The organism is Arthrobacter sp. AL05, assembly GCF_029960715.1.
GTDB lineage: Bacteria > Actinomycetota > Actinomycetes > Actinomycetales > Micrococcaceae > Arthrobacter.
Window position 1 is genome coordinate 1 of the sequence record NZ_JASBRC010000021.1, and the last position, 18,645, is coordinate 18,645.

Annotated in this window: 15 protein-coding genes and 1 pseudogene; 9 read left to right on the plus strand and 7 right to left on the minus strand. The window is 61.8% G+C overall.

Features of this window, described 5'->3' with window-relative positions; translation table 11 throughout:
- Positions 1-253 precede the first annotated feature (253 nt).
- From QK287_RS16980 to QK287_RS17015, 8 genes are all read left to right on the plus strand, one after another.
- Positions 254-763 (plus strand): SRPBCC family protein, encoded by a 510-nt coding sequence (locus QK287_RS16980; protein WP_282360893.1) that lies wholly within the window; start codon positions 254-256, stop codon positions 761-763.
- A gap of 120 nt (positions 764-883) precedes the next feature.
- Entirely contained in the window at positions 884-1,774 is an 891-nt protein-coding gene (locus tag QK287_RS16985; RefSeq protein WP_282360894.1) for an oxygenase MpaB family protein, read from the plus strand.
- Complete coding sequence (locus tag QK287_RS16990) at positions 1,761-2,246, plus strand: hypothetical protein (protein WP_263660708.1); 486 nt, start codon at positions 1,761-1,763, stop codon at positions 2,244-2,246. Before QK287_RS16985 ends, QK287_RS16990 begins: the two co-directional genes overlap by 14 nt.
- A complete protein-coding gene (locus QK287_RS16995) occupies positions 2,246-3,241 on the plus strand; it encodes a hypothetical protein (RefSeq protein WP_282360896.1) in 996 nt (331 codons plus the stop codon). The genes QK287_RS16990 and QK287_RS16995 overlap by 1 nt, the downstream gene beginning before the upstream one ends.
- A gap of 196 nt (positions 3,242-3,437) precedes the next feature.
- The gene (locus tag QK287_RS17000) at positions 3,438-4,466 is read left to right on the plus strand and encodes a DUF4192 domain-containing protein (protein WP_282360897.1); all 1,029 of its coding nucleotides are present in this window, start codon (positions 3,438-3,440) and stop codon (positions 4,464-4,466) included.
- A gap of 674 nt (positions 4,467-5,140) precedes the next feature.
- Positions 5,141-5,455: a hypothetical protein gene (locus QK287_RS17005; RefSeq protein ID WP_282360898.1), complete on the plus strand. Its 315-nt coding sequence runs from the start codon at positions 5,141-5,143 to the stop codon at positions 5,453-5,455.
- On the plus strand, positions 5,452-9,021 hold the full coding sequence (gene mobF / locus QK287_RS17010; RefSeq protein ID WP_282360899.1) for a MobF family relaxase: 3,570 nt from the start codon (positions 5,452-5,454) through the stop codon (positions 9,019-9,021). Before QK287_RS17005 ends, mobF begins: the two co-directional genes overlap by 4 nt.
- 20 nt (positions 9,022-9,041) lie before the next feature.
- Positions 9,042-9,602: a hypothetical protein gene (locus tag QK287_RS17015; protein ID WP_282360900.1), complete on the plus strand. Its 561-nt coding sequence runs from the start codon at positions 9,042-9,044 to the stop codon at positions 9,600-9,602.
- A 373-nt stretch (positions 9,603-9,975) separates the two neighbouring features.
- Here QK287_RS17015 and QK287_RS17020 read toward each other — a convergent pair whose 3' ends face one another.
- From QK287_RS17020 to QK287_RS17040, 5 genes and pseudogenes are all read right to left on the minus strand, one after another.
- Positions 9,976-11,067 carry a type I restriction endonuclease gene (locus QK287_RS17020; RefSeq protein ID WP_282360902.1) on the minus strand — a complete coding sequence of 364 codons (1,092 nt, stop codon included), beginning with the start codon at positions 11,065-11,067 and terminating at the stop codon, positions 9,976-9,978.
- 464 nt (positions 11,068-11,531) lie between these two features.
- Positions 11,532-12,167: pseudogene (locus tag QK287_RS17025) on the minus strand (IS3 family transposase); the annotation flags it as partial.
- 383 nt (positions 12,168-12,550) lie between these two features.
- Positions 12,551-13,063 (minus strand): single-stranded DNA-binding protein, encoded by a 513-nt coding sequence (locus tag QK287_RS17030; RefSeq protein WP_282360903.1) that lies wholly within the window; start codon positions 13,061-13,063, stop codon positions 12,551-12,553.
- Positions 13,064-13,125: 62 nt separating this feature from the next.
- Positions 13,126-14,289 carry an ArdC-like ssDNA-binding domain-containing protein gene (locus QK287_RS17035; protein WP_282360904.1) on the minus strand — a complete coding sequence of 388 codons (1,164 nt, stop codon included), beginning with the start codon at positions 14,287-14,289 and terminating at the stop codon, positions 13,126-13,128.
- 162 nt (positions 14,290-14,451) lie between these two features.
- Positions 14,452-14,715 (minus strand): hypothetical protein, encoded by a 264-nt coding sequence (locus QK287_RS17040; protein WP_282360905.1) that lies wholly within the window; start codon positions 14,713-14,715, stop codon positions 14,452-14,454.
- A gap of 215 nt (positions 14,716-14,930) precedes the next feature.
- Here QK287_RS17040 and QK287_RS17045 point away from each other — a divergent pair, with 215 nt between their 5' ends.
- Entirely contained in the window at positions 14,931-16,070 is a 1,140-nt protein-coding gene (locus QK287_RS17045) for a metallophosphoesterase family protein (protein WP_348774726.1), read from the plus strand.
- A gap of 267 nt (positions 16,071-16,337) precedes the next feature.
- Here QK287_RS17045 and QK287_RS17050 read toward each other — a convergent pair whose 3' ends face one another.
- Complete coding sequence (locus QK287_RS17050; protein ID WP_282360907.1) at positions 16,338-16,847, minus strand: hypothetical protein; 510 nt, start codon at positions 16,845-16,847, stop codon at positions 16,338-16,340.
- Positions 16,831-18,645 (minus strand): TraM recognition domain-containing protein, encoded by a 1,815-nt coding sequence (locus QK287_RS17055; RefSeq protein WP_282360909.1) that lies wholly within the window; start codon positions 18,643-18,645, stop codon positions 16,831-16,833. The genes QK287_RS17050 and QK287_RS17055 overlap by 17 nt, the downstream gene beginning before the upstream one ends.

Below are 18,645 nucleotides of genomic sequence, written 5' to 3' on the forward strand. Positions count from 1 at the left end.
CAGGGGCAGGAACATTCATGACTAGATTGTCTATCTAAGTAGTTGGCCTGTCAAGACCTCTTTCAACTGGGCATAGCTAGGCCCTGGGGTCGGCGCCAGGGCGCCACCCTCAAGGTGGTGAGCACCAAGTCCATCGCGGTGAAGTCCCCGTTCAGCAGCACCGTCGCAAATCAGATGATTGACCTCGTGTAGACGGACGTGTGTTGGCCGATTTAAGGTGCCCCGCACCCATCATCAATGCCACAATGGCCCCATGGTCCCGCACCTCTTCGATCTCAACTCGACCTGGCATCTCCCGGCACCACCGGAGCAAGTTTGGGCGATCATCGCAGACGTCGACATGAGCTGGCCTAATTGGTGGCCGGGCTGCAGCTTCGCGGCACCGCTTACGCGCACGGAATCGAAGAGTAGTTCCCAAGAAGACGTCCTCAAGGCCACCACCGCTCAGCTCAACTTCAAGGCGTTCCTTGGCTACACCCTCACCATTACGATCCACCCCACAAGCGTCGACCCACCGACGGACATCCACTTTGACGCCGGCGGCCATCTTGAAGGCATCGGCCGTGTCACGGTCAGCCCAGAAGGGGCCGGTCGCAGCCGCATGGATATCAGTTGGCGGGTCCGGCCAACCCAGCGCTGGATGAACCTGATGTCACCAATAGCAGCGCCGCTCTTCGCGGCGGCTCATAAACTTTTGATGCGCCAAGGAGAGAAAGGCCTGATCAGGACGCTATCCGAGCAAATGCCAGAACGTACATCGTAGACCCGTCTACGAATCGTGTAGTCACCGAGCTGCGCAGCGTCTTAGCATGGATTAATTCATCTCATCGAGGCACCGGGTCCTGCAGTCGCAGAATTCGAATCCGCGGCGAACGGGGGAACCATGGAGATTCATCCCACTCTCGCCGCGAGCCTGCGAACCCAGCAGGACGCCGTCCCCAACGACTGGGAGGCCACCTTCCGCCAGATGGCGCTCTTCGACCTGGCCACGGATCTTGAACTCGGATTCTTCCTCTCCTACTACCGCAATTTCGCCATCCCCAGCATCGCCACCATGCTCTACCGGAACGGCGAAATCACGCAACGCCCCATGAAGCGCTCGTACGATACCGCCATAGTCATCTATGAGCTCATCGCCAGTGGGCTCGATAGCAGCCGAGGGCAGGAAATGGTGGCCCTCCTCAACCGCGTACACCGCAATGTTCCCGGCAGCCGAAGCGACTTCCTCTACGTTCTTCTCACGCTGCTGGTGGTTCCCGTCCGGTGGATCCAGGCCAACGCCTGGCGCCAGCCAACCCCTGCCGAGCTCAAGGCAGCTTCCCGTTTTTTCTCCGAGCTCGGGGCACGGCTGCAGATCACCGCTATGCCAGCCACCTACGCTCAAGCCGAACAAGTCTTCGACACCTATGAGGCCAAGCGAGTGGCCCCGTCGAGCGAAGGTCAGCATTTGATGGAGACCACAGTCCAGGTATTCCAGAGCCGCCTGCCGGCTCCCTTCCGCCCGCTCGCGAAGCAGCTCATCAGCACAATGCTCGACGACGACAGGCTCACCTCCGCGCTCGGCCTCCCCCGCACAACCCGAACTGTCCGCGCCGCCCTCCAAATGGGACTTAAGATCCGCAACGTCGTCCACCGCCTTCGGCCGCTTAAAACAGAGCCTCATTTCACGCCCGGTAAGGCGGGTTCCTCCCTGTACCCCAACGGGTATTCCCTGGACCAGATTGGTCCGATCAACGTTCCCGTGTCCCCCACCGCCAGCCATGAACGCCCGTGAAGCCCGCAGATTAGCGCGCAAAGCCGAACAGAGGTTCGGCTTGCCGGGCGACACCACGCTCGAATTCATCCACGAGAAGCTTGAAGTTCAACGCGCCAGGAGCATCACAATCGCCGAAGTGCCGGGCCTGTCCGGCTCAGAGCTCTGCGGTCTGTGGCTCATCTGCGATGACCGCGACGTCATCCTCCATGCTCCAGCCCAGTCTGCCTGGCACCGCCAGCAGATCATTCTCCACGAATTTAGCCATATGATCCTCGGCCATGATCTCGACTGCCGGGACGGCGAACTGCTGACCAAGTTCGTACCTGATCTCGAGGTTGAACACGTACAGCGTGCCCTTGCCCGTAGCAGTTATAGCGACGCCGCCGAGCTCACCGCCGAAACTCTCGCGGACCGACTTGCCACACGAATTATCAACAGCAACGTCGGCACCCGGCCCGAGCCTCTGGACTTCCGCAAAGTGTTCGGCTGATGGAATTCGTCCCCGCAGCCACCCTCTGGATGTTGACCATCCTCCGGCTGCCGGCCGCCTTCGATCCCCACCGCGGCAGCGTGTTTCGGGCAACTATTCTGGCTGCCATCGCGTGCACCCTCTACATCCCGGCTGTCTATTTCGCCGTTGACCCGCTGCTCGGTGGCCGAAACAGAGTCGGCTTGGTGACGTTGCTGTCCCTACTCCTTGGATTTTGGCAGTTTCGGACAGCGATCTTGCTGGCCGCCGTCGCGAATGTTGAAGTTCGAAGGCGGCAACTCATTTTTGGACGATCGGCTGTGGGAATCGCCTGCGTTGCAGTTGCGACAGGTTTTCTGACGAGCCGCGTCGACACAACCGATCCTAATTTGCCCCTGAGTTACGGTGATCAGCCTGGCATGGCGGTCTTCCTGGTTATCGGTTCGGGATTCATCATCGGTGTGTGCATCGATATCGCTCGGGTGTGCCGCAACAATGTTCCCAATATGCAGACACCGGCCTTCAGATTCGCCTTCACGCTGATTGCTGCGGGCTGTTTGCTCTTCACCATGGTTTTGCTTGATCGGCTCCTCTACGGATACGTGATCAGCGTCGATGGCCCGGAAAGCGTTACGGCCATCGCCCTTACAACGTTCTATTGGGTAGGCGAAACTTTGGCAGTTCTCCTGGTCAGCGCGGGGTTACTCCTCCCCCGCGTGGCCGTTCATTTCAAGCACGGCGCCTTCGAGATCCGTGTACGACTGCTTCTCCTGCAGATCGGGCCCGTCTGGACCCGCGCAACTTCCGGCCGGGACCAGTTGATCCTCGAGAAGCGCCAGGCCAGCGGCCTCGTGGTCCTCGCCCGGCACCCCGAAACACAACTACACCGGCGCCTCGTGGAAATTCGCGACTGCCAAATGGCCAGTCCAAAACTCACCATGCGCCTCAGCATCCGCGACCGATCCGTCGTCGAACGAGCTGAACTCGCCCTCGAAAAGAACTCCAGCGCGGAGTAGTTTCCCGCAGACTTCGCACGTGGCTAGGTCATGCTGCACGGCCCAAACCGCCCCATGAATGACTGGAAGAATCCTTGCTGTTTGTCATTCTCATGCCCCAGCGGGTCCTCCGTGCAACCAAGGACGCGGCGTCGATCCCACCCCAAGATTTTGACAAACACATTCCGTATCGACCGGTAGCTGAAGGAGAAGGAATATGGAACCGCTCACCATCAAGACCCCTGCTGACGTCCTCAGCTTCATCGGACACACCCTGGGCTTCTGGCCCCGAGAAAGCCTGGTCTGCATCACCTTGGCCGACAACCGCGTCGGGGCCACACTCCGGGTCGACCTGCCGAAGCCGGGTACCGAAATCGGCTACGCACGCATGGTCACCAACTACTTGGCGCACGATGCGAAAGCAGCGAGTGTGCTCTTCGCCGTCTACACCTCGGAAACCCGGAGGGGCGAGACGAGGCCCCACGACTCAACCATTGCTGCACTGACGGGCGCCCTCGCCGAGCGCGGAATGTCCATACGCGACGGGCTTCTGGTCGGGGACCTAACAGTTTCAGCGTACGACGGCGATCCCAAGGACTCCACGAGGCTCCCCTTGAGTGCCACCCAATCCAGCCAAATCAATGCCGAATTCGTCTACCGCGGCAGCTCCATAGAACCAACCAACTGCATTACCCTGCCACCATCCCTCAAGGATTCCCAGACCGTGGACGCCGTTGAGAAGCGTCTCGCAGCAATCCACGGCCTGAGCAACTGGGATGCGATGAAGCAGGCTCGGGCGCTCTGGACTGAAATGCTCGAAGCGAAGACATACCCCGACGACGAGCAGACCATCGGCCTGATCGCCAACCTCCAGTTCCCCGCGATCCGAGACCAACTCATGGCGGACATCCCCGGAATCGATGAACCCATGGACCGAGTGCTCATGGCCCAGACGGATAGCAAGCCGCAGTGGTCCCGAGTTGAATGGGCAGAACAGCTGCTGGTCCATGCCTACACACACAGCGCCACGATGCACTCGGCTCCAACTTTGACCGCCATCGCGTTCATCAACTGGTGGGAGGGCAGAGGCAGCAAGGCCCACCAGTTCCTGCAGCTTGCCCTCGAAGCTGACCCCAACTACCATCTTGCGAGGCTCAGTGACCAGATGATCGGCGCAGGAATGGTTGCCGGCTGGAGCATGGATTGCGGCACGGCGTACCGGGATCGGGGCCTCTCAACTTCCTGAGCACGGTTGGCCCCGCACTGGCTGATGAACGGGGACAAGTTTCCAGCGGCGCTTCTTCGTCGCCATTCAGCCTTGCCAATTAGGCCTGGCCCGCTGCCGCCGTCGGCGCTGCGGTTTCGATCATGGACATTGCCAAGGCTCGGGCATAGCGAATGCCCGCTAGCGTCCACGCAACAGGCCACGTCGAGCTCGCAGTCACTCGACCGAACCATTGACTGCCACAAGCCGCGAAGACCCTGAATGGCTCCCCACAGCCAAGGGCTGCCCCCATTCACCGAACAGATCGCTCGACATTGCGCTAACCCCTAGCCAGCGCCTCGAGCCCCCTCGTCACTTACCCATACAGGTACCCCATCAACTGCCCAACCACTTCACACCTCTGGCATCCAAGGCAGTCGCCGTGAGCGCGTACTCACGGCAAGTCATGTCGCAGGGTGCGTCAGCATTGATGAACGACTGTGACCGGAAAGATATGCGGTGAATGCGGCGAGCGCTTCGAGCCGTCACGGGCGTCGCAGCGGTTCTGCTCTACGCGCTGCGCCAACAGAGAGCGTGATCGACGACGGCGGCACAGGGCAAAGGGGGCGCCGCCCGCACCCGGCGCGGCTGCTACGCCGGTTCCACTCGCCAAAGCATCTGGTCCAGGGGAACACCAGCATAACGCCGAGGCCCGTTTGTCGGCAGCCCTCGCGAAGAGCGGCCAACTCCTGGATTCGCTGCATGCCCAGCTCAGATCCCAAGCCGTAGACATCGACCACTTGGAAGCAGAGAACGCGGAACAGCTAGCCCTGATCAAGAGCCTACGCGCCGACATCGACCGTCACGAGACCGCCCACAAAGCTGACGCCCAGGACTTGGTCCGCCTCGCCGGCAAGCTACTGGCTCTCTCCCAGGCCACCGGCCTTGAACTAGACGACAACACTAAAGCCACATTCCGCCGGCGAGGGTGGACATCCTCCAACCGCCACCGGGAGGCGCAGAAGCAATGACCATGTCCATCGCCCGGCTCTCAGCCCAGTCGGGCCTGAAGTACCTTTTCAAGACCACCATGTTGGACGATCTGCCGGTCACTCCCGCAGATACCACCACGTACTACATGAGAGCGGGCACGCCCCAGGGACGCTGGCTGGGTTCCGGTCTGGAAGGCATCAGCCGGACCAGCGGAGACGTCGTCACGGAGTCCGATGCCAAGGCCCTTTTCGACCAGACGGTCCACCCGGACACCGGCACTCCCCTGGGGCGTCCGCACGGCAAACCCACGGTCGGCCCAAACAGCCAAGGCCGAACCGAAACGCGTCACGCCGTCGTAGGCTTCGACCTCACGTTCAGCGTCCCCAAATCCGTGTCAGTCCTCTGGGCTCTGAGCCCCCGGGCACTCCAGGACCAAATTCTCCAGACACACCACGACGCCGTCGACGCCACCCTGCACTGGCTCGAAGAGTCAGTCATCCACACGCGGGCCGGCCGCAACGGCGTAGCCCACCTCGGCACCCGCGGCGCCATCGCTGCCGCCTTCGACCATTGGGAGTCCCGTGCCGGGGATCCGCAGCTGCACACCCACCTGGTCATCGCCAACCGGGTCCAGCGCATCACCGACGGTGCATGGGTCACCCTGGATTCGCGGACGCTTTACAAAGCCGCTGTCGCTGCCAGCGAGCGCTACAACGGTCTCCTCTTCGACGCTCTCCACCGGAATCTCGGCACCGACGCCGATATCCGGGAGCCAGCCGCGGACACGCACAACCCCAGCCAGCAACTCACCGGCATGGACCAGGTGCTGATCCGCGAATTCTCCAACCGCTCCCGCTTCATCGACCTTGAAACAGACCGCCTCGTCGCCGAGTGGACCGCCAGCCACGGCACACCGCCAACCGCAACAACCACTATAAAACTCCGCCAGCAGGCAACGCTTTCCACCCGCAGCCCCAAACCTGAAACAGCCGCGCCACTCCATCAGCTCTCCGCACAGTGGCGGGCCCGCGCAGCAGCCCAAGGCTTCGAGCCCAGCGTCGTTCTCGCGAACACCGTGCGACGCTCCCACGCAGCCCCGTACCGTGCCGGCGACTTTACGGCCAACTGGATCGACGCAGTCGGCTCCCTGACCCGCGAGCGCGTTGCGATGAAACGCGCCACCTGGAACCGGTGGAACCTCCTCGCGGAAGCCGAACGTGTCTGCGCCGACATCCGCTGCAACTCGTCGGCGGACCGCAATACCATGATCGATGCCGTTGCCTCCGCCGCAGAAAACCAGTCCGTTCCACTCAACGAGTACCGTTATACTGTCCCCGTCAACGCGCAGCCCGATCTCCGCTTCGCACACCGAAGCATCTTCGACTTCCACGGCTCCCGGCTCTACACAGACACAACGACCCTCGCCAATGAGGATGTCGTCATGACGGCACGGAACGACGACGGCGGCCCGGCCGTAAGCGCGGCGGTCACCATGGAATCGCTCGCCGGCTACAAACACCGCGGTCAGCTTGAGCTGCACAGCGACCAGCGCTCCGCTGCGGCCCAGGTGCTGCTCAGCGGCAACCGACTGGATGCCGTCGTCGGTCCCGCCGGAACCGGCAAGACCACCACTCTCGGCGCGATCAAGGCAGCCTGGGAAGCAGAATTTGGGGCAGGTGCCGTCGTCGGGCTGGCGCCGGCAGCGGCGAGCGCCGAGGTCCTCGGGCTAGAGCTGGCATTGGCCACGGAAAACGTCGCGAAGTGGCTCTACGAATCAGTCGGCCAGGGAGCCGGCCATCGGGCTGCACAGTTCTTCGACACGGAGCAACAGCTCACCGTCGGCGCTACTCCCGGTCCACGGGCCCTTCGGCTCGCTCAGAAAGCCGCCCGGCTCGCGGCCGAACAGGACAGGTGGCGTTTTCATCCCAACCAGCTCATCGTCGTCGACGAGGCCTCCATGGTCTCCACCCTTCAGTTGTCCGCGCTGGTACAGCAGGCCCGGGACGCCGGGGCCAAGGTGCTGCTGGTGGGCGACCCCGGGCAATTGGATGCCATTGATGCCGGCGGTACGCTCGGCTGGCTAGACCGGCAAGACAAGACGGTGCGGCTGAGCACCATTTGGCGGTTCGAACAGAAGTGGGAGCAGGACGCATCGCTCAAGCTCCGTGCTGGTGACTTCGCGGCTGTCGCTGACTATGACAGGCACCAACGTATCCGCCACGGCTCGTACGTGGCTATGGTCGACGAGGCCTACCTAAGCTGGCAAAGGGACCTCCAAGAAGGCAAGGCGTCCATTCTCATCGCGGCCGACAATGACACGGTCAGCATGCTCAACCAGCGCGCCCAGGCCGACCGCGTCATCCAAGGCACCGTGGACGCGGAACACTCGGTCGCGCTCAGCGACGGATCGCGGGCCGGCGCTGGCGACACCGTCATTGCCCGTCAGAATGATCGAAGCATCACCGACAGCAGCGGTGACTTCATCCGGAACGGGACCATCCTCGACGTGGTCCGGACTGTCGGGCGCGACGGCTCGCTGACGGCGGTGCGCCGGGACACCGGCGCCACGATTGTTCTTGGCAGGGAGTACGTTGAGGCCGCAGTTGAGCTGGGATATGCGACGACTGCCCACCGGTCGCAGGGCATCACCGTCGACACCGGACACACCGTGGTGACGCAAGGCCGGCTCACGCGCGAGCTGCTGTACGTGAGCATGACCCGCGGACGAGCGGGAAACCGCGCGTATGTCAGCGAGAATGATCCTTCGGACGACGAGCACATGGATCCTGCCTCGCAGGCCTCTTGGCGCCAGATACTCGGTGAGGTCCTTGCCGCCGAAGGCGCGGAACGAACAGCCCACGAAGTCCTCAACGCTGAGCAGTCGAAGGCGGACGGTCTGGAGCACCTCAGTGCTGAGTACGACTACCTCGCACAAATCGCAGCCGGCGAGGATCTGGCGGCGTTCCTTGATGCACACTCTCCCCGTAGAGTTTCCGAACCTAATCAGTCCCATTCGTGGGGAGCCGCTGTGGCAGCGTGGCGCCAAGCCACTGCCGTCAGCCGTCCAAGCACGCAACGTGTTGTCTTAGCGGCCCTTCGAACGGACACGGCGGCTCGAGACATTGCGGCTGTCATCCACTCCCGGCTCCGTCAATTCCTGGCTACGATGCCCGCCGCGGGAATTGATCCCCTGGCCGAACCTGTCCGCACGTCTCGTCCTGATGTGGCCGACATGATCAGCCAGGTTCAGGACCGGATCCAGCAGCGGATGACTAATGTCGCCCGCGACGCCATTACGCGTGACACCGAATGGAAACGGACGCTCCTTGGGACCCTGGGTTCAAATGCACGTCCAAAGCATGCGGCGAACGTCCTTCGCCGAGTCGCCATCCACAGGGACCGATGGGGTATCGATGACTCGCCCCTCCCCCTGGGAGCAGTCCCTGACTCATACGATTGGGAACAACAGGAGCAGCGGGCAAGGATCACCCGCCTTGTTGACCAATCCGCTCTATCGTCTGCCGGTTACCGGCAGGCTTCGAAGTTGCCTGATGACCCGATTATGTGGGAAGACCGGCTTATCAATGTCGGCTGGCAAATCTAGACTGGTCGAGAAGGTAGTCCATGGATGCAAACCCAGTCCTGAAGCCGAAGCTTGCGACACCTGCGTTGGTTCTGACTAGCGTGGCCCTCTCGGTGTGTGTCACCTACCTTCTGGGCGCTATGGCCACCAGCTGGCCTCCAACCATGCTGCTGCAAGCGACCGCGTTTGCCTCCCTCCTGGCCATCACTACTGCCGGCGCAATATGGTTGGCGCGACTGCGCCGGCTTCGTTTTTGGACAGCAGCGGCAAAAGAACAGTGGGCTCACTTCGACGAGGCAAAGCTGGCGCACCGCATTACAGCCGAAGTCACGGTACTGAGCGTCGATTCCCTCCAACCCACAGGATCCTGGATTACGATCCGGTGGAATCGTTTCGACCATGTTCAATACGCTTGGATCGAAGCGCTGCCCGATCCACTCTGGCCAGGCGCAGTTCTGTTGATTTCCCCGGATCCAGCGCAGCTGAGGCCCGGAACGCCTTGGCCCACGACTTACTACATTCAGGCTTCTAATTGCCTTGCATGGGCGCCACCCAAAAAGATTCGTTTAGGCACGCCCAAGCCTCGCCTGCCGACACGTTGAGCTAATTCGGGCTTTCACCTGGCTCAATTCAATGGAACGCCGTATGCAGGAAGGGCAAGTCAACCGACTCGCTGGCACGCACAACTGCTATCACCGGGAATCGTAAATAGGCGGACCGCGCACATACCGGGCATCCCGAAAATCTTTGTTTCACATCTCAATGCGGTCTATTCAGGATTCCCAGCCCAGAGGCGCGGGAGGCGACGCTGGCCTAAGAGCCTCCGTGCCGGCTGCGGTTTATTCGATTGACGCAGCCGGCACGGTTCCAGTACCGAGGGACCCCCAGCAGGGCGGGGGGTCCCTTTTTTGTGCCCTCTGCGGCCAAGGTACCTCGGTCCGTTTGAGGCAGAAAATACAGATGCGGTCGTGGCGTTTACAAGTAGCTTGAAACGGTGGCTCGCAAAGCCTCGGTGTGCTCGTAGATCTCTTCCAGGGAGCCGATGGGCACTCTGGTTTCCTCTTTGTCCGGGCCGAAGAGTCCGATGTACTTCTGGGTGCGGTTGAAGTGCAGTCGCGTGATCGGCTTCCGATTGTTGTCGTCCAGCAATATCGCGAAGTAGGACTTGGAATCTCGCTGAGCAATGCGAGAGGGCTTTACCTCGCTGCACACAATGGCTCGGACGATCTGATAGCCCTCAAGTTCCTCCAGCGTTGTCTCGATACCGTCGGCTACCGCCAGATCGGCATCGGCGACCGGCGCGCTGGTGACCGATGCCGCGAGAGTAGGCTCATCATTTTGAGCAAAACTGGGCGACCCGAGAGCTTTCTTGAGGCGCTCATTGACCTGGTCGTTCAGGAACTGCTTCGTCGCCTTGGTCACCAGTGAAGTGAATTGTTCCCGCACCTTTTGGGTGTACGCCCCGGAGTACACTCGGGCCGTCAGAAACTTGACCCATTCGTCTTCCGGCTCGTGAAACTGGGCGGCCAGAGTCCTCTTGAGTTCACCAATGTACTTTAGTTCCCCGGCGGCACTGATGATGGAGTCGAGGTCGAAGACGTCCTTGGACAGTTTCTGCAACTCCGGGATGAGCGACTCGTCGATGTCGCTCAGGTCCAGGACCAAGAAGGGTTTCGCGTCCATTTTGTTCGGCGCGTCAAGATCAGTGAAGAACTGGTACACCTCGCCGTTGGTGAGGATAGCGATCCTGGCGTTGGTCACAGCGAAGTAGCGAAAAAGCTGGGAAGCGTGTTCGATCTTTACGGGCTCCGTCGACTTCTTGCATTCGATCAGAATCTGGATTTCGCCGTCCTTGACGATGGCGTAGTCGACCTTCTCGCCCTTCTTGAGGCCTACGTCCGCTATGAACTCCGGGACAACCTCCAGCGGATTGAAGACGTCGTAACCCAGAATCGTGGAAATGAAAGGCATGACAAACGCGTTCTTCGTGGCCTCTTCGGTCTGAATTACTTCGCGCTGCTGCCGCACCTTTGCTGCCAACGCCGTGAGTTTTTCTGCAAAATCCATACGTCCCCCTTGAAACTAACGCCAATTGTTCTGCCAACCGTAGTCCACTGGTGCGACAATCCGAGGCATCCTTCAATTCGTGCCGAGCGTCAATGCGAGTGGTCTGGGGACTTGGAGGACAACCAAAATGGTGCACGGAACGGGGCTCGGCGAGAAACCGTGAAGTCCTCAGAACCGACTGTCGTGATGGACGGTGAGAGACGAGGCGGGATTGAAGTTCTTCAGAGGGCTTGAAACATCCTCGCGAGCAAGATCGATGAGCAGAGGAACAACGCGGGATGGATCATCAATGGACTTCCAGAGGGCCCCGGCTTCATAGTTAATCCAAGGCTTGTTCTGGTTTTCGGCAGTGGTGCAGATGATGCCATAGCTTGTCTGCAACAACTGTTGATGGATGCTCTCAATGGAAAGTGAGCCTGAATGGGACTGCCCCGGATTTCGTTGACTCTCGGGGTTGAGTGTTGTTAGGCGGCCTTGAGGCCGGTATTGATTGTCTCAAACTCGATCGGGGTTAGCCGCCCAAGGCGCCGCTGGCGGCGTTTTCGGTGGTAGTTTTTCTCGATCCACGTCAGTATGGCCAGGCGAGGATCGGCCCTCGTGGACCATGGCTAACGATCCAGCACGTTCTTCTGCAGGAGTGAGAAGAACGATTCCATGGCGGCATTGTCGGCACACGCCACCACCCGCCCCATCGATCCCTTCAGCCCGCTGCCTTTCAGCGTCCTGACGAAGGCCTTGGGGCGGAACTGGCCGTATTCAACCGGTCGCTGTGCACCACGGTTCCTGCCGGCTCCCTGAGTGCTATCGCGTTGTGGAGGGCCGAGACGGCCAAGGAGGCTTTCATCCGGGCATCGATGGAGTAGCCCACGATCCGGTTGGAGTAGACGTCCTTGATGGTACGGATAGAGCTTGCCCTCATCGGTCCGGTGCTCGGTGATGTCCGTGAGCCACAGCCAATCAGGTGCGGCCGCGGTGAAGTCCCGACGGACGTGGTCATCGTGCACCGGCGGCCCGGCTTTGCGGGTCAGGCCGCGTTTCTTGGCAAACACGGACCAGATCCGCTGGCTGCTGCACAGCCGCGCGACCCGGTTCTCTCCGGCGCCGAAACCATTCCCCGAAATCATGATCCGCCGTGCAGGGCTGGCCCAGCGGGAAAGTTGTTCTGCAATCCTTCCATACATGGGAATTGCAACAGCGCGTGTAGGCCGTCTCGCAACCCATCGGTTGAAAGGCAGTTGGATGAGAAAGATTGGGCGCCTGCCAAATTAGGGACATACCGCGTCTCGCCGCCATGTCTTTCAGGTGCATGTTGATAAGCCTCCTTCGCGGAGTCTCTCCCTCGATGCTGGGTGCGGCGTCACTAGAGTCGTACGACGCCTCGCAACGAGGCAATCTCGCATAGGCCTTGCTCGGCTGGCTGGCGGCGACCAAATTATTCTGTTCGTCCGGTAGCTCGGCGCCCACTCAATCCAACTTTGCCGCCTCAGTAGCTCAACTCATTCGGTCCCGCGTTCCCGAAAGGGGGCACCACCACCGAGCTCTTCGAGTTGATTTTGTACGCCGGCGCTGCGGCTTCCACCAGCACTGGAGCCTCAAGACTTGCCTGAACCTCAGCATTCGGTCCTGCAACTGACGCATGGGCCATGCGCTGGTAGACCGCAGTGCCAAACCGGAGATCCGGCCCAATCGTATCGGCGACAATGCGTCGCGCCTCGCGGCGTTCGCCATCCTTCTCATAGGAGCGGAATTCCAGCTCCCCTGCGACAGTGACCGGGTCGCCCTTCTTCAGCGAGGTCGCCGCGTTCTCTGCCAACGCGCGGAAGGCGGACACATTGTGGAAGACGGGTTCTCCATCGTGCCAAGTGCCGTCTGCCCCCTGGATTCGCTGGTTGACGGCGACACGAAGCTTAGCGTGGGCCACGCCGCTTTCCCCGATACTCAGTTCGGGATCGGCGACGAGATTGCCCGCGATGCTAACCGGGATCTTGGTGCTCATTGCTGTTGTCCTTTCAGTTGCCAGCGGGACTCTCCCGCCGGACAGATTTAGTACGGCCGCAGTTACGGCCCGGCCATTACCGGCCCGTCCACAGACCGCACGGGCCCTTCCACGCCCATGTAGGACGCTGCGGCGTTCACGGCAGGATCCACGTCTAATGCGGAGATCTTGCCGCCGAATCCCGGCGGATGGGTGATTTCGAGAATTCCCTTGCTGGCAGCGGTGACGCGGCCCAACACTGACTTGGCAATGGCCGCACGGGCCCTTGGTAGCTTGCTGCCGGCGTCGTGGGCCATCGCATCGTTCTCTGCCTCAATGACGGCGTCAGCCCATCCGGCCAGATAGGTGGCTGATTGCGGGCCGCGGTCGATCCCGTGGGCCTTGAGCACGGTGTAGGCGACGGATTCGGCCTCGATTTCGGCCAGCCCCCGGTGATCCGCGCTGCTGCCGTAGAGCCGGCCAATCTCGTCGTCCGGACCATGGAGCAGCATATGCCCAAGCTCGTGGGCAAGAACCGCTGTGCGATCTTCCATTCCCAGCCAGGCACCAATCTGGACCCGGTGTCCGGCGAAGTCCGTAAAGCCGCTTGCCAGCCCATACTGGGCGTCTGTCACATCGACGTCGAACCCGTGCCTGCCGGCGACGGCCGCCAGGGATCGCCACAGTTCACCTGCGTCCACGCCAGCGGCGGCACCGCCACGGGGCACCAACAGTGGTGTCCCCTGCGTCTGCGAGACGTCAAAGACCGCCTGCCCGCGCCAACCGGTGATGACGGTTTTCTTTCCATCGTCGACGGCGCCGCGCGGCAACTGATCCCCCGCTGCGAAGCGCTGCCGGGTACCGTCCGGAAGTGTCACCTGCTGAACCCGGACCGTGCGGGGCGCGATCACCCAGAGCGCATGCTCACCTCGCGACACGGTGCGGCCGTGGCGAGCCCACTCCTTGTAGCCGGCCACCAGGGTGGGTTCTTCGGCGCCGCGCTGGGCCATCTGCATCATGAGCAGGGCGACGTTGCCGCCCGAGTATCGCCACAATGTTGCCGAGGCATCCAGCAGCACCTGCCAGTGCGACGGAGATTCAACGGCCTGTTCCAGGATCTTGTGGAGACCATCCGTTAAGGCAGCGGTGCGTTCTTCCGGTGTCGTGCGCGCATTGCCGTGGTCGCCAGCGTTCAACGCGGCATCTGCCGCCACATCGATGGATTCGTCTTCAGATTCAGGGGCCACGACGGCCGCCCTCCATGCTTCTCGGGTTCCCGCCGGGATCACCCTGCGGATACCTATTCATGTCCTCCGAGACGCAAACAGCATGACTTCAGAATTCGTCACCAATCTGGTGGGAAGCCGCCTGCCACTCAACGAAGCCCGGCGCGTTCAACCCCAGGAATCTCAACGCGGGGTCCTTGTGCGCTTGAAGGCCGACGCAACCGGCCGTACGGGATGGATCCGCAGACGCTCGACGGCGTGTGGCAGACGCTCGTGAAATGCGAGCGGCCCGAACCCGGGATCGTCGCTGCCATAGGAGGTCAGTTCAGCCCGTTGCAGCGCGTAGAGGTCGGCAACGATCTCGGGGTGGCGCCACCAGCAATCCGGAACCGCCGACGCCGTCCGCGACTCCTGCTTCTTGAGTCCCGCCCAGGAGCCTTGTTCCATTGCTGATCCTTCCCTGCGCAAGTTTGGATGGGAGTACCGCCGGGCGGCCAGGGTAGCAATCATGAGTACGGGCGTTCACTACCTGTTTCTGACCCGGACGCTTCCGTCTTGTACCGTCTGACAGGCCGGCGGCCGGCATTGAGGCCGTATCAGCAATTAGGAGAGGCGCGATGACGACAAGTATCCACCAGCCCAAACTCAGCAGGCGAGCGGCGTTGGCTGCAGCCGGAGTGCTTGGGGCATTGGGAGTCACGGCGTCAACGGGAGCCGGGAGCGAGGCAGCACCAGGCGCGAAGGCGCCAAAGCCGACCCTTATCTTTCGCCCAGACGGCGCATTCAAAATCGTTCAGTTCAACGACACCCAAGACGACGAGCAGACGGACCGCCGCACAATCGAACTCATGGACCGGACCCTAGATACGGAAAAGCCGGACTTTGTGGTCATCAACGGAGATGTCATCAATGGAGGATGCGACTCTGAGTTGGAGGTCAAACAAGCGCTCAACCACGTGGTCCAGCCCATGGAACGCCGGCAGATCCCATGGGCCGTAACCTTTGGCAATCACGACGAAGACTCGGTGCAGCGAACAGGAATGACCGAAGCCAAAATGCTGAAGTTCCTGCAGACCTACGAGTTCAACATGAACGCCGACTCCACGCCGGGACTCACCGGTACCTCCAACTCGCAACTTCTCGTTCAATCCTCCAGGACAAAAGCTCCGGCCTTTGGTCTTTGGCTCATCGACACCGGCCGCTATGCCCCCGACAGCATCGATGGGCAGGATTTCGAGGGCTACCCGGACTGGGACTGGGTGCGCATGGACCAGGTCACCTGGTACCGGAATCAGTCAATCGCAGCAGAACAAAAGTACGGAAAGAAGATTCCTTCCCTCATGTGGGGCCATATCGCGCTTCATGAGCACCGCAATATGTGGTTTGCCAGCCTCGACTCGCGAACAGAGGCGGATCACGCGCGTGCGGTCAAGAGGCACAACATAGTGGGCGAACGGAACGAGGACGAGTGCCCCGGACCCTTCAACTCCGGACTCTTCAATGCCTTCCTGGAACGAGGGGATGTGGCCGGTTACTTCGTGGGACACGATCACGTCAACACGTATATGGGCAACTACTACGGTGTTCAGCTCGGCTACGCACCCGGAACCGGATTCGGAGCCTACGGACTGCCCGGCCCTGATCGTAACCGTCTGCGCGGTGCGCGTGTCTTCGAACTGGACGAGAACCACCCCGAAATCTACAAAAACACACGGCTCGTGTTCGCCAAGGATTTCGGTATAGACCTCACCGCCAACGACCAGCCCATAGTCCCCATCCCGCTGAATCCGCCGCAGGGCTAACAAAGGCTCGGCTAAGGGCTGGAAATAACAACAGGGCGGCTAACAAATCGTCTAATAGCACCCGAACGGCCCGCTTACCTTCTCTGAATCAGCCCCTAGCAGTAGGGCCCAGCCGGTTACATGGGCTCCAATCAAGTTGACACATTCAGGCTGGGCCCGCCACTCTTCGCTGGCGTCGGCGAACTGTCCGGCCGACATGCTCCATGATGTCCCGCAAGGACTACCCTGTGGTCAATTCAAGTCCCCCGGGGCGCGGACCGCTTGACTTCAGACCTCGTCACCGATCTGGTGGGAAGCCTCCTGCCACTCAACGAAGCCCGGCGCATCCAACCGCAGGATCCTCAATGCCGGCTCCTTGTGCGCTTGCAGGCCCACACAGCCGGCCGTCCGGGTGTGGGTCCGCAGGCGTTCGACGGCGTGCGGTAGCCGCTCGTGAAAGGCGAGCGGTCCGAAACCGGAATCATCGCTGGCATAGGAGGCCAGCTCCGCCCGATGCAGCGCGTACAGCTCGGCAACAATCTCGGTGTGTCGCCACCAGCAATCCGGAACCACGGATGTCGTCAGCTGGTACGTGGCGACTAGCCATCTGACCCACACCGCCAGGTCGCCCCACACGCTCCCGGCCTGCGCCGCCGTCAGTTCCCGCCAACGGTACGTCACGCCGGCAACCCTCCCGGGGGGCCGGAATGCGGATCGGAAAAGCTCCGCGGTCAGGTCGTCGTCCTCCCCTCCTGCTGAGGGGATCTCAAAGCGTTCGGTGTCATCCTGGCTCGCCATCGTTCGCCTCCACGGTTGTTTGCTGCTGCGCGCGGTGCCCGTCAGCCAGGGCTTGTTCAAGCTCCAGCTTCGACCGACCAAGTTCGGCCGCGTCCTTGCGCTTGTGCCACTCGCGCAGGTCCAACAGGATGGGACGGGTTCGCCGCCCCAGCATGAGGGCTGTGCCGGTCGGCAGACGCCGGATCTCATGCAACGCCAGGACTGGGCTCTCCCGGATCTGCTCGCCGTCCTGGCGGCCCTGCGCGGACCAGGAACGGGTGTTCAGGATCAGACTTCGCTCCCCCAGCAGCCCGGCCAGCGAACGGAGGTCACGCTCGTCTGAGCCGCCACCGAAGATCACCTTGATAATTGCCGAATCCCAGATGGTTGCGGCCTCATCGATGGACCATCCCGTCCGCGCCTGGGACAGGGACTGCAGGACCACAAGAGTGGAGATCCCGATCCCGCCGCCGTCAGAGAGGGCGATGGGCAAGCCTGGCCACGGTGCCAGGTTCGCAATCTCGTCCAGGATGAGGGACAGCGGCGGATCCAACCTGCCACCAGGGGCGATGAAGGCCATCTCGCGGGCAGCATTGTCGATGTCGTCGATCAAGGCCGAAAGGTACGGGCCTGCTGCGGCGGCTCCTGCGCGGGTCCCGATCAAATACAGGGTGCCGCAGTCACGGATGAACGTCTTTGGATCGAATTCCTCGGATTCGTCCAACGGGTCCAAGGCGGCGAGTACTTTGGGCGATGACAGCGGCGCAACTGCGGCCGAGACACCGATCCAGGAGTTGGACGTGTTCCTGGGGTCATCCTCAAGGATGCCCATAAGATCGGCCTGCCATCCCAGCGCCGCATCGGGCCCGCTGAGTACCTCCAACGCCTCACGCGCCAGCACAGGGCTGGAGGACCAGCGGCGAAACGCGCGCACTCCTTCCCCTGACAATGCCGCAGCGTGCAGGAGGCATTGCAGGATGATCAGCGAGCGCTTTTGCCAGGCCGCGTTTTCGCCTTTCATCTCGGTGTCGGCGGTGATGACAAGCGCGCGGCGGGTGGCGATGTCCGGGTCCTCGCAGCCGCGGACGGGAGACCAGCGAAGCGTTGAAGGCAGCCCGGACATGCCCTGCGGATCGAACACTGTGACCGGTCTGCTCCCCGTGGCGCGGGCCTTCATAGTGACCACCAGGTTGTCGGCACGGGTGGACGTGGTGACCACGGCACCCGGCGCTTCGAGGATCGCATTGATGACCACGTAGAGGCCCTTGCCGGAGCGCGGCGCCCCTTGGATGACCATCGACTCCTCCGTGGAGACGTGGATCGTGACGCCACGGGATCGGCCCAGCGTCCAGGCCACGTCCTCGATCCGGGGCTTGGCCAGGCCTGGCCGTGTGAACTTCCCTCGACTTCGGACGGCTCTGGCGCCGAAGTCGTGAAGGATTTCGGAGCGCCGGGCGATACCCTCACGGTTCAAGATGTCCTGGCGCAGCCACGCACCTGATTGCTTCCACCTCCGCCACGCCAGGACGGACCCGACGGCGAGCGCCGTCACGAGGAGTAGCACCGGGCCGACCACCCACCAGACGACGCCGGCGTCGACGTCGCATCCTTGTGGTTGACGAATAATCCAGTCAGTCCGGCCAACAACGAGTCCGACGGCGGCTGCCGGGTTGAACGGTGACGGTGGACTGCTGCCGCAGCGCCAGAGCATCTGGAGATGAGCTGCGCTCTGGACGAGGACGCACAGGCCTACGTAGCCGGCTGTTGCGATCAGCCCTGCCGTGACCAGTGGGGTGCTGTCTCCTGCCCGCCGGTTCAT

Bases quoted from the DNA above. Each gene is read 5' to 3' on its own strand.
- QK287_RS17020 (WP_282360902.1), bottom strand. From the start codon at position 11,067: ATGGATTTTGCAGAAAAACTCACGGCGTTGGCAGCAAAGGTGCGGCAG.
- QK287_RS16995 (WP_282360896.1), top strand. From the start codon at position 2,246: ATGGAATTCGTCCCCGCAGCCACCCTCTGGATGTTGACCATCCTCCGG.
- QK287_RS17055 (WP_282360909.1), bottom strand. From the start codon at position 18,645: ATGAACCGGCGGGCAGGAGACAGCACCCCACTGGTCACGGCAGGGCTG.
- QK287_RS17040 (WP_282360905.1), bottom strand. From the start codon at position 14,715: ATGGAACAAGGCTCCTGGGCGGGACTCAAGAAGCAGGAGTCGCGGACG.
- QK287_RS17050 (WP_282360907.1), bottom strand. From the start codon at position 16,847: ATGGCGAGCCAGGATGACACCGAACGCTTTGAGATCCCCTCAGCAGGA.
- QK287_RS17030 (WP_282360903.1), bottom strand. From the start codon at position 13,063: ATGAGCACCAAGATCCCGGTTAGCATCGCGGGCAATCTCGTCGCCGAT.
- QK287_RS17000 (WP_282360897.1), top strand. From the start codon at position 3,438: ATGGAACCGCTCACCATCAAGACCCCTGCTGACGTCCTCAGCTTCATC.
- QK287_RS16980 (WP_282360893.1), top strand. From the start codon at position 254: ATGGTCCCGCACCTCTTCGATCTCAACTCGACCTGGCATCTCCCGGCA.
- QK287_RS17015 (WP_282360900.1), top strand. From the start codon at position 9,042: ATGGATGCAAACCCAGTCCTGAAGCCGAAGCTTGCGACACCTGCGTTG.
- QK287_RS16985 (WP_282360894.1), top strand. From the start codon at position 884: ATGGAGATTCATCCCACTCTCGCCGCGAGCCTGCGAACCCAGCAGGAC.
- mobF (WP_282360899.1), top strand. From the start codon at position 5,452: ATGACCATGTCCATCGCCCGGCTCTCAGCCCAGTCGGGCCTGAAGTAC.
- QK287_RS16990 (WP_263660708.1), top strand. From the start codon at position 1,761: ATGAACGCCCGTGAAGCCCGCAGATTAGCGCGCAAAGCCGAACAGAGG.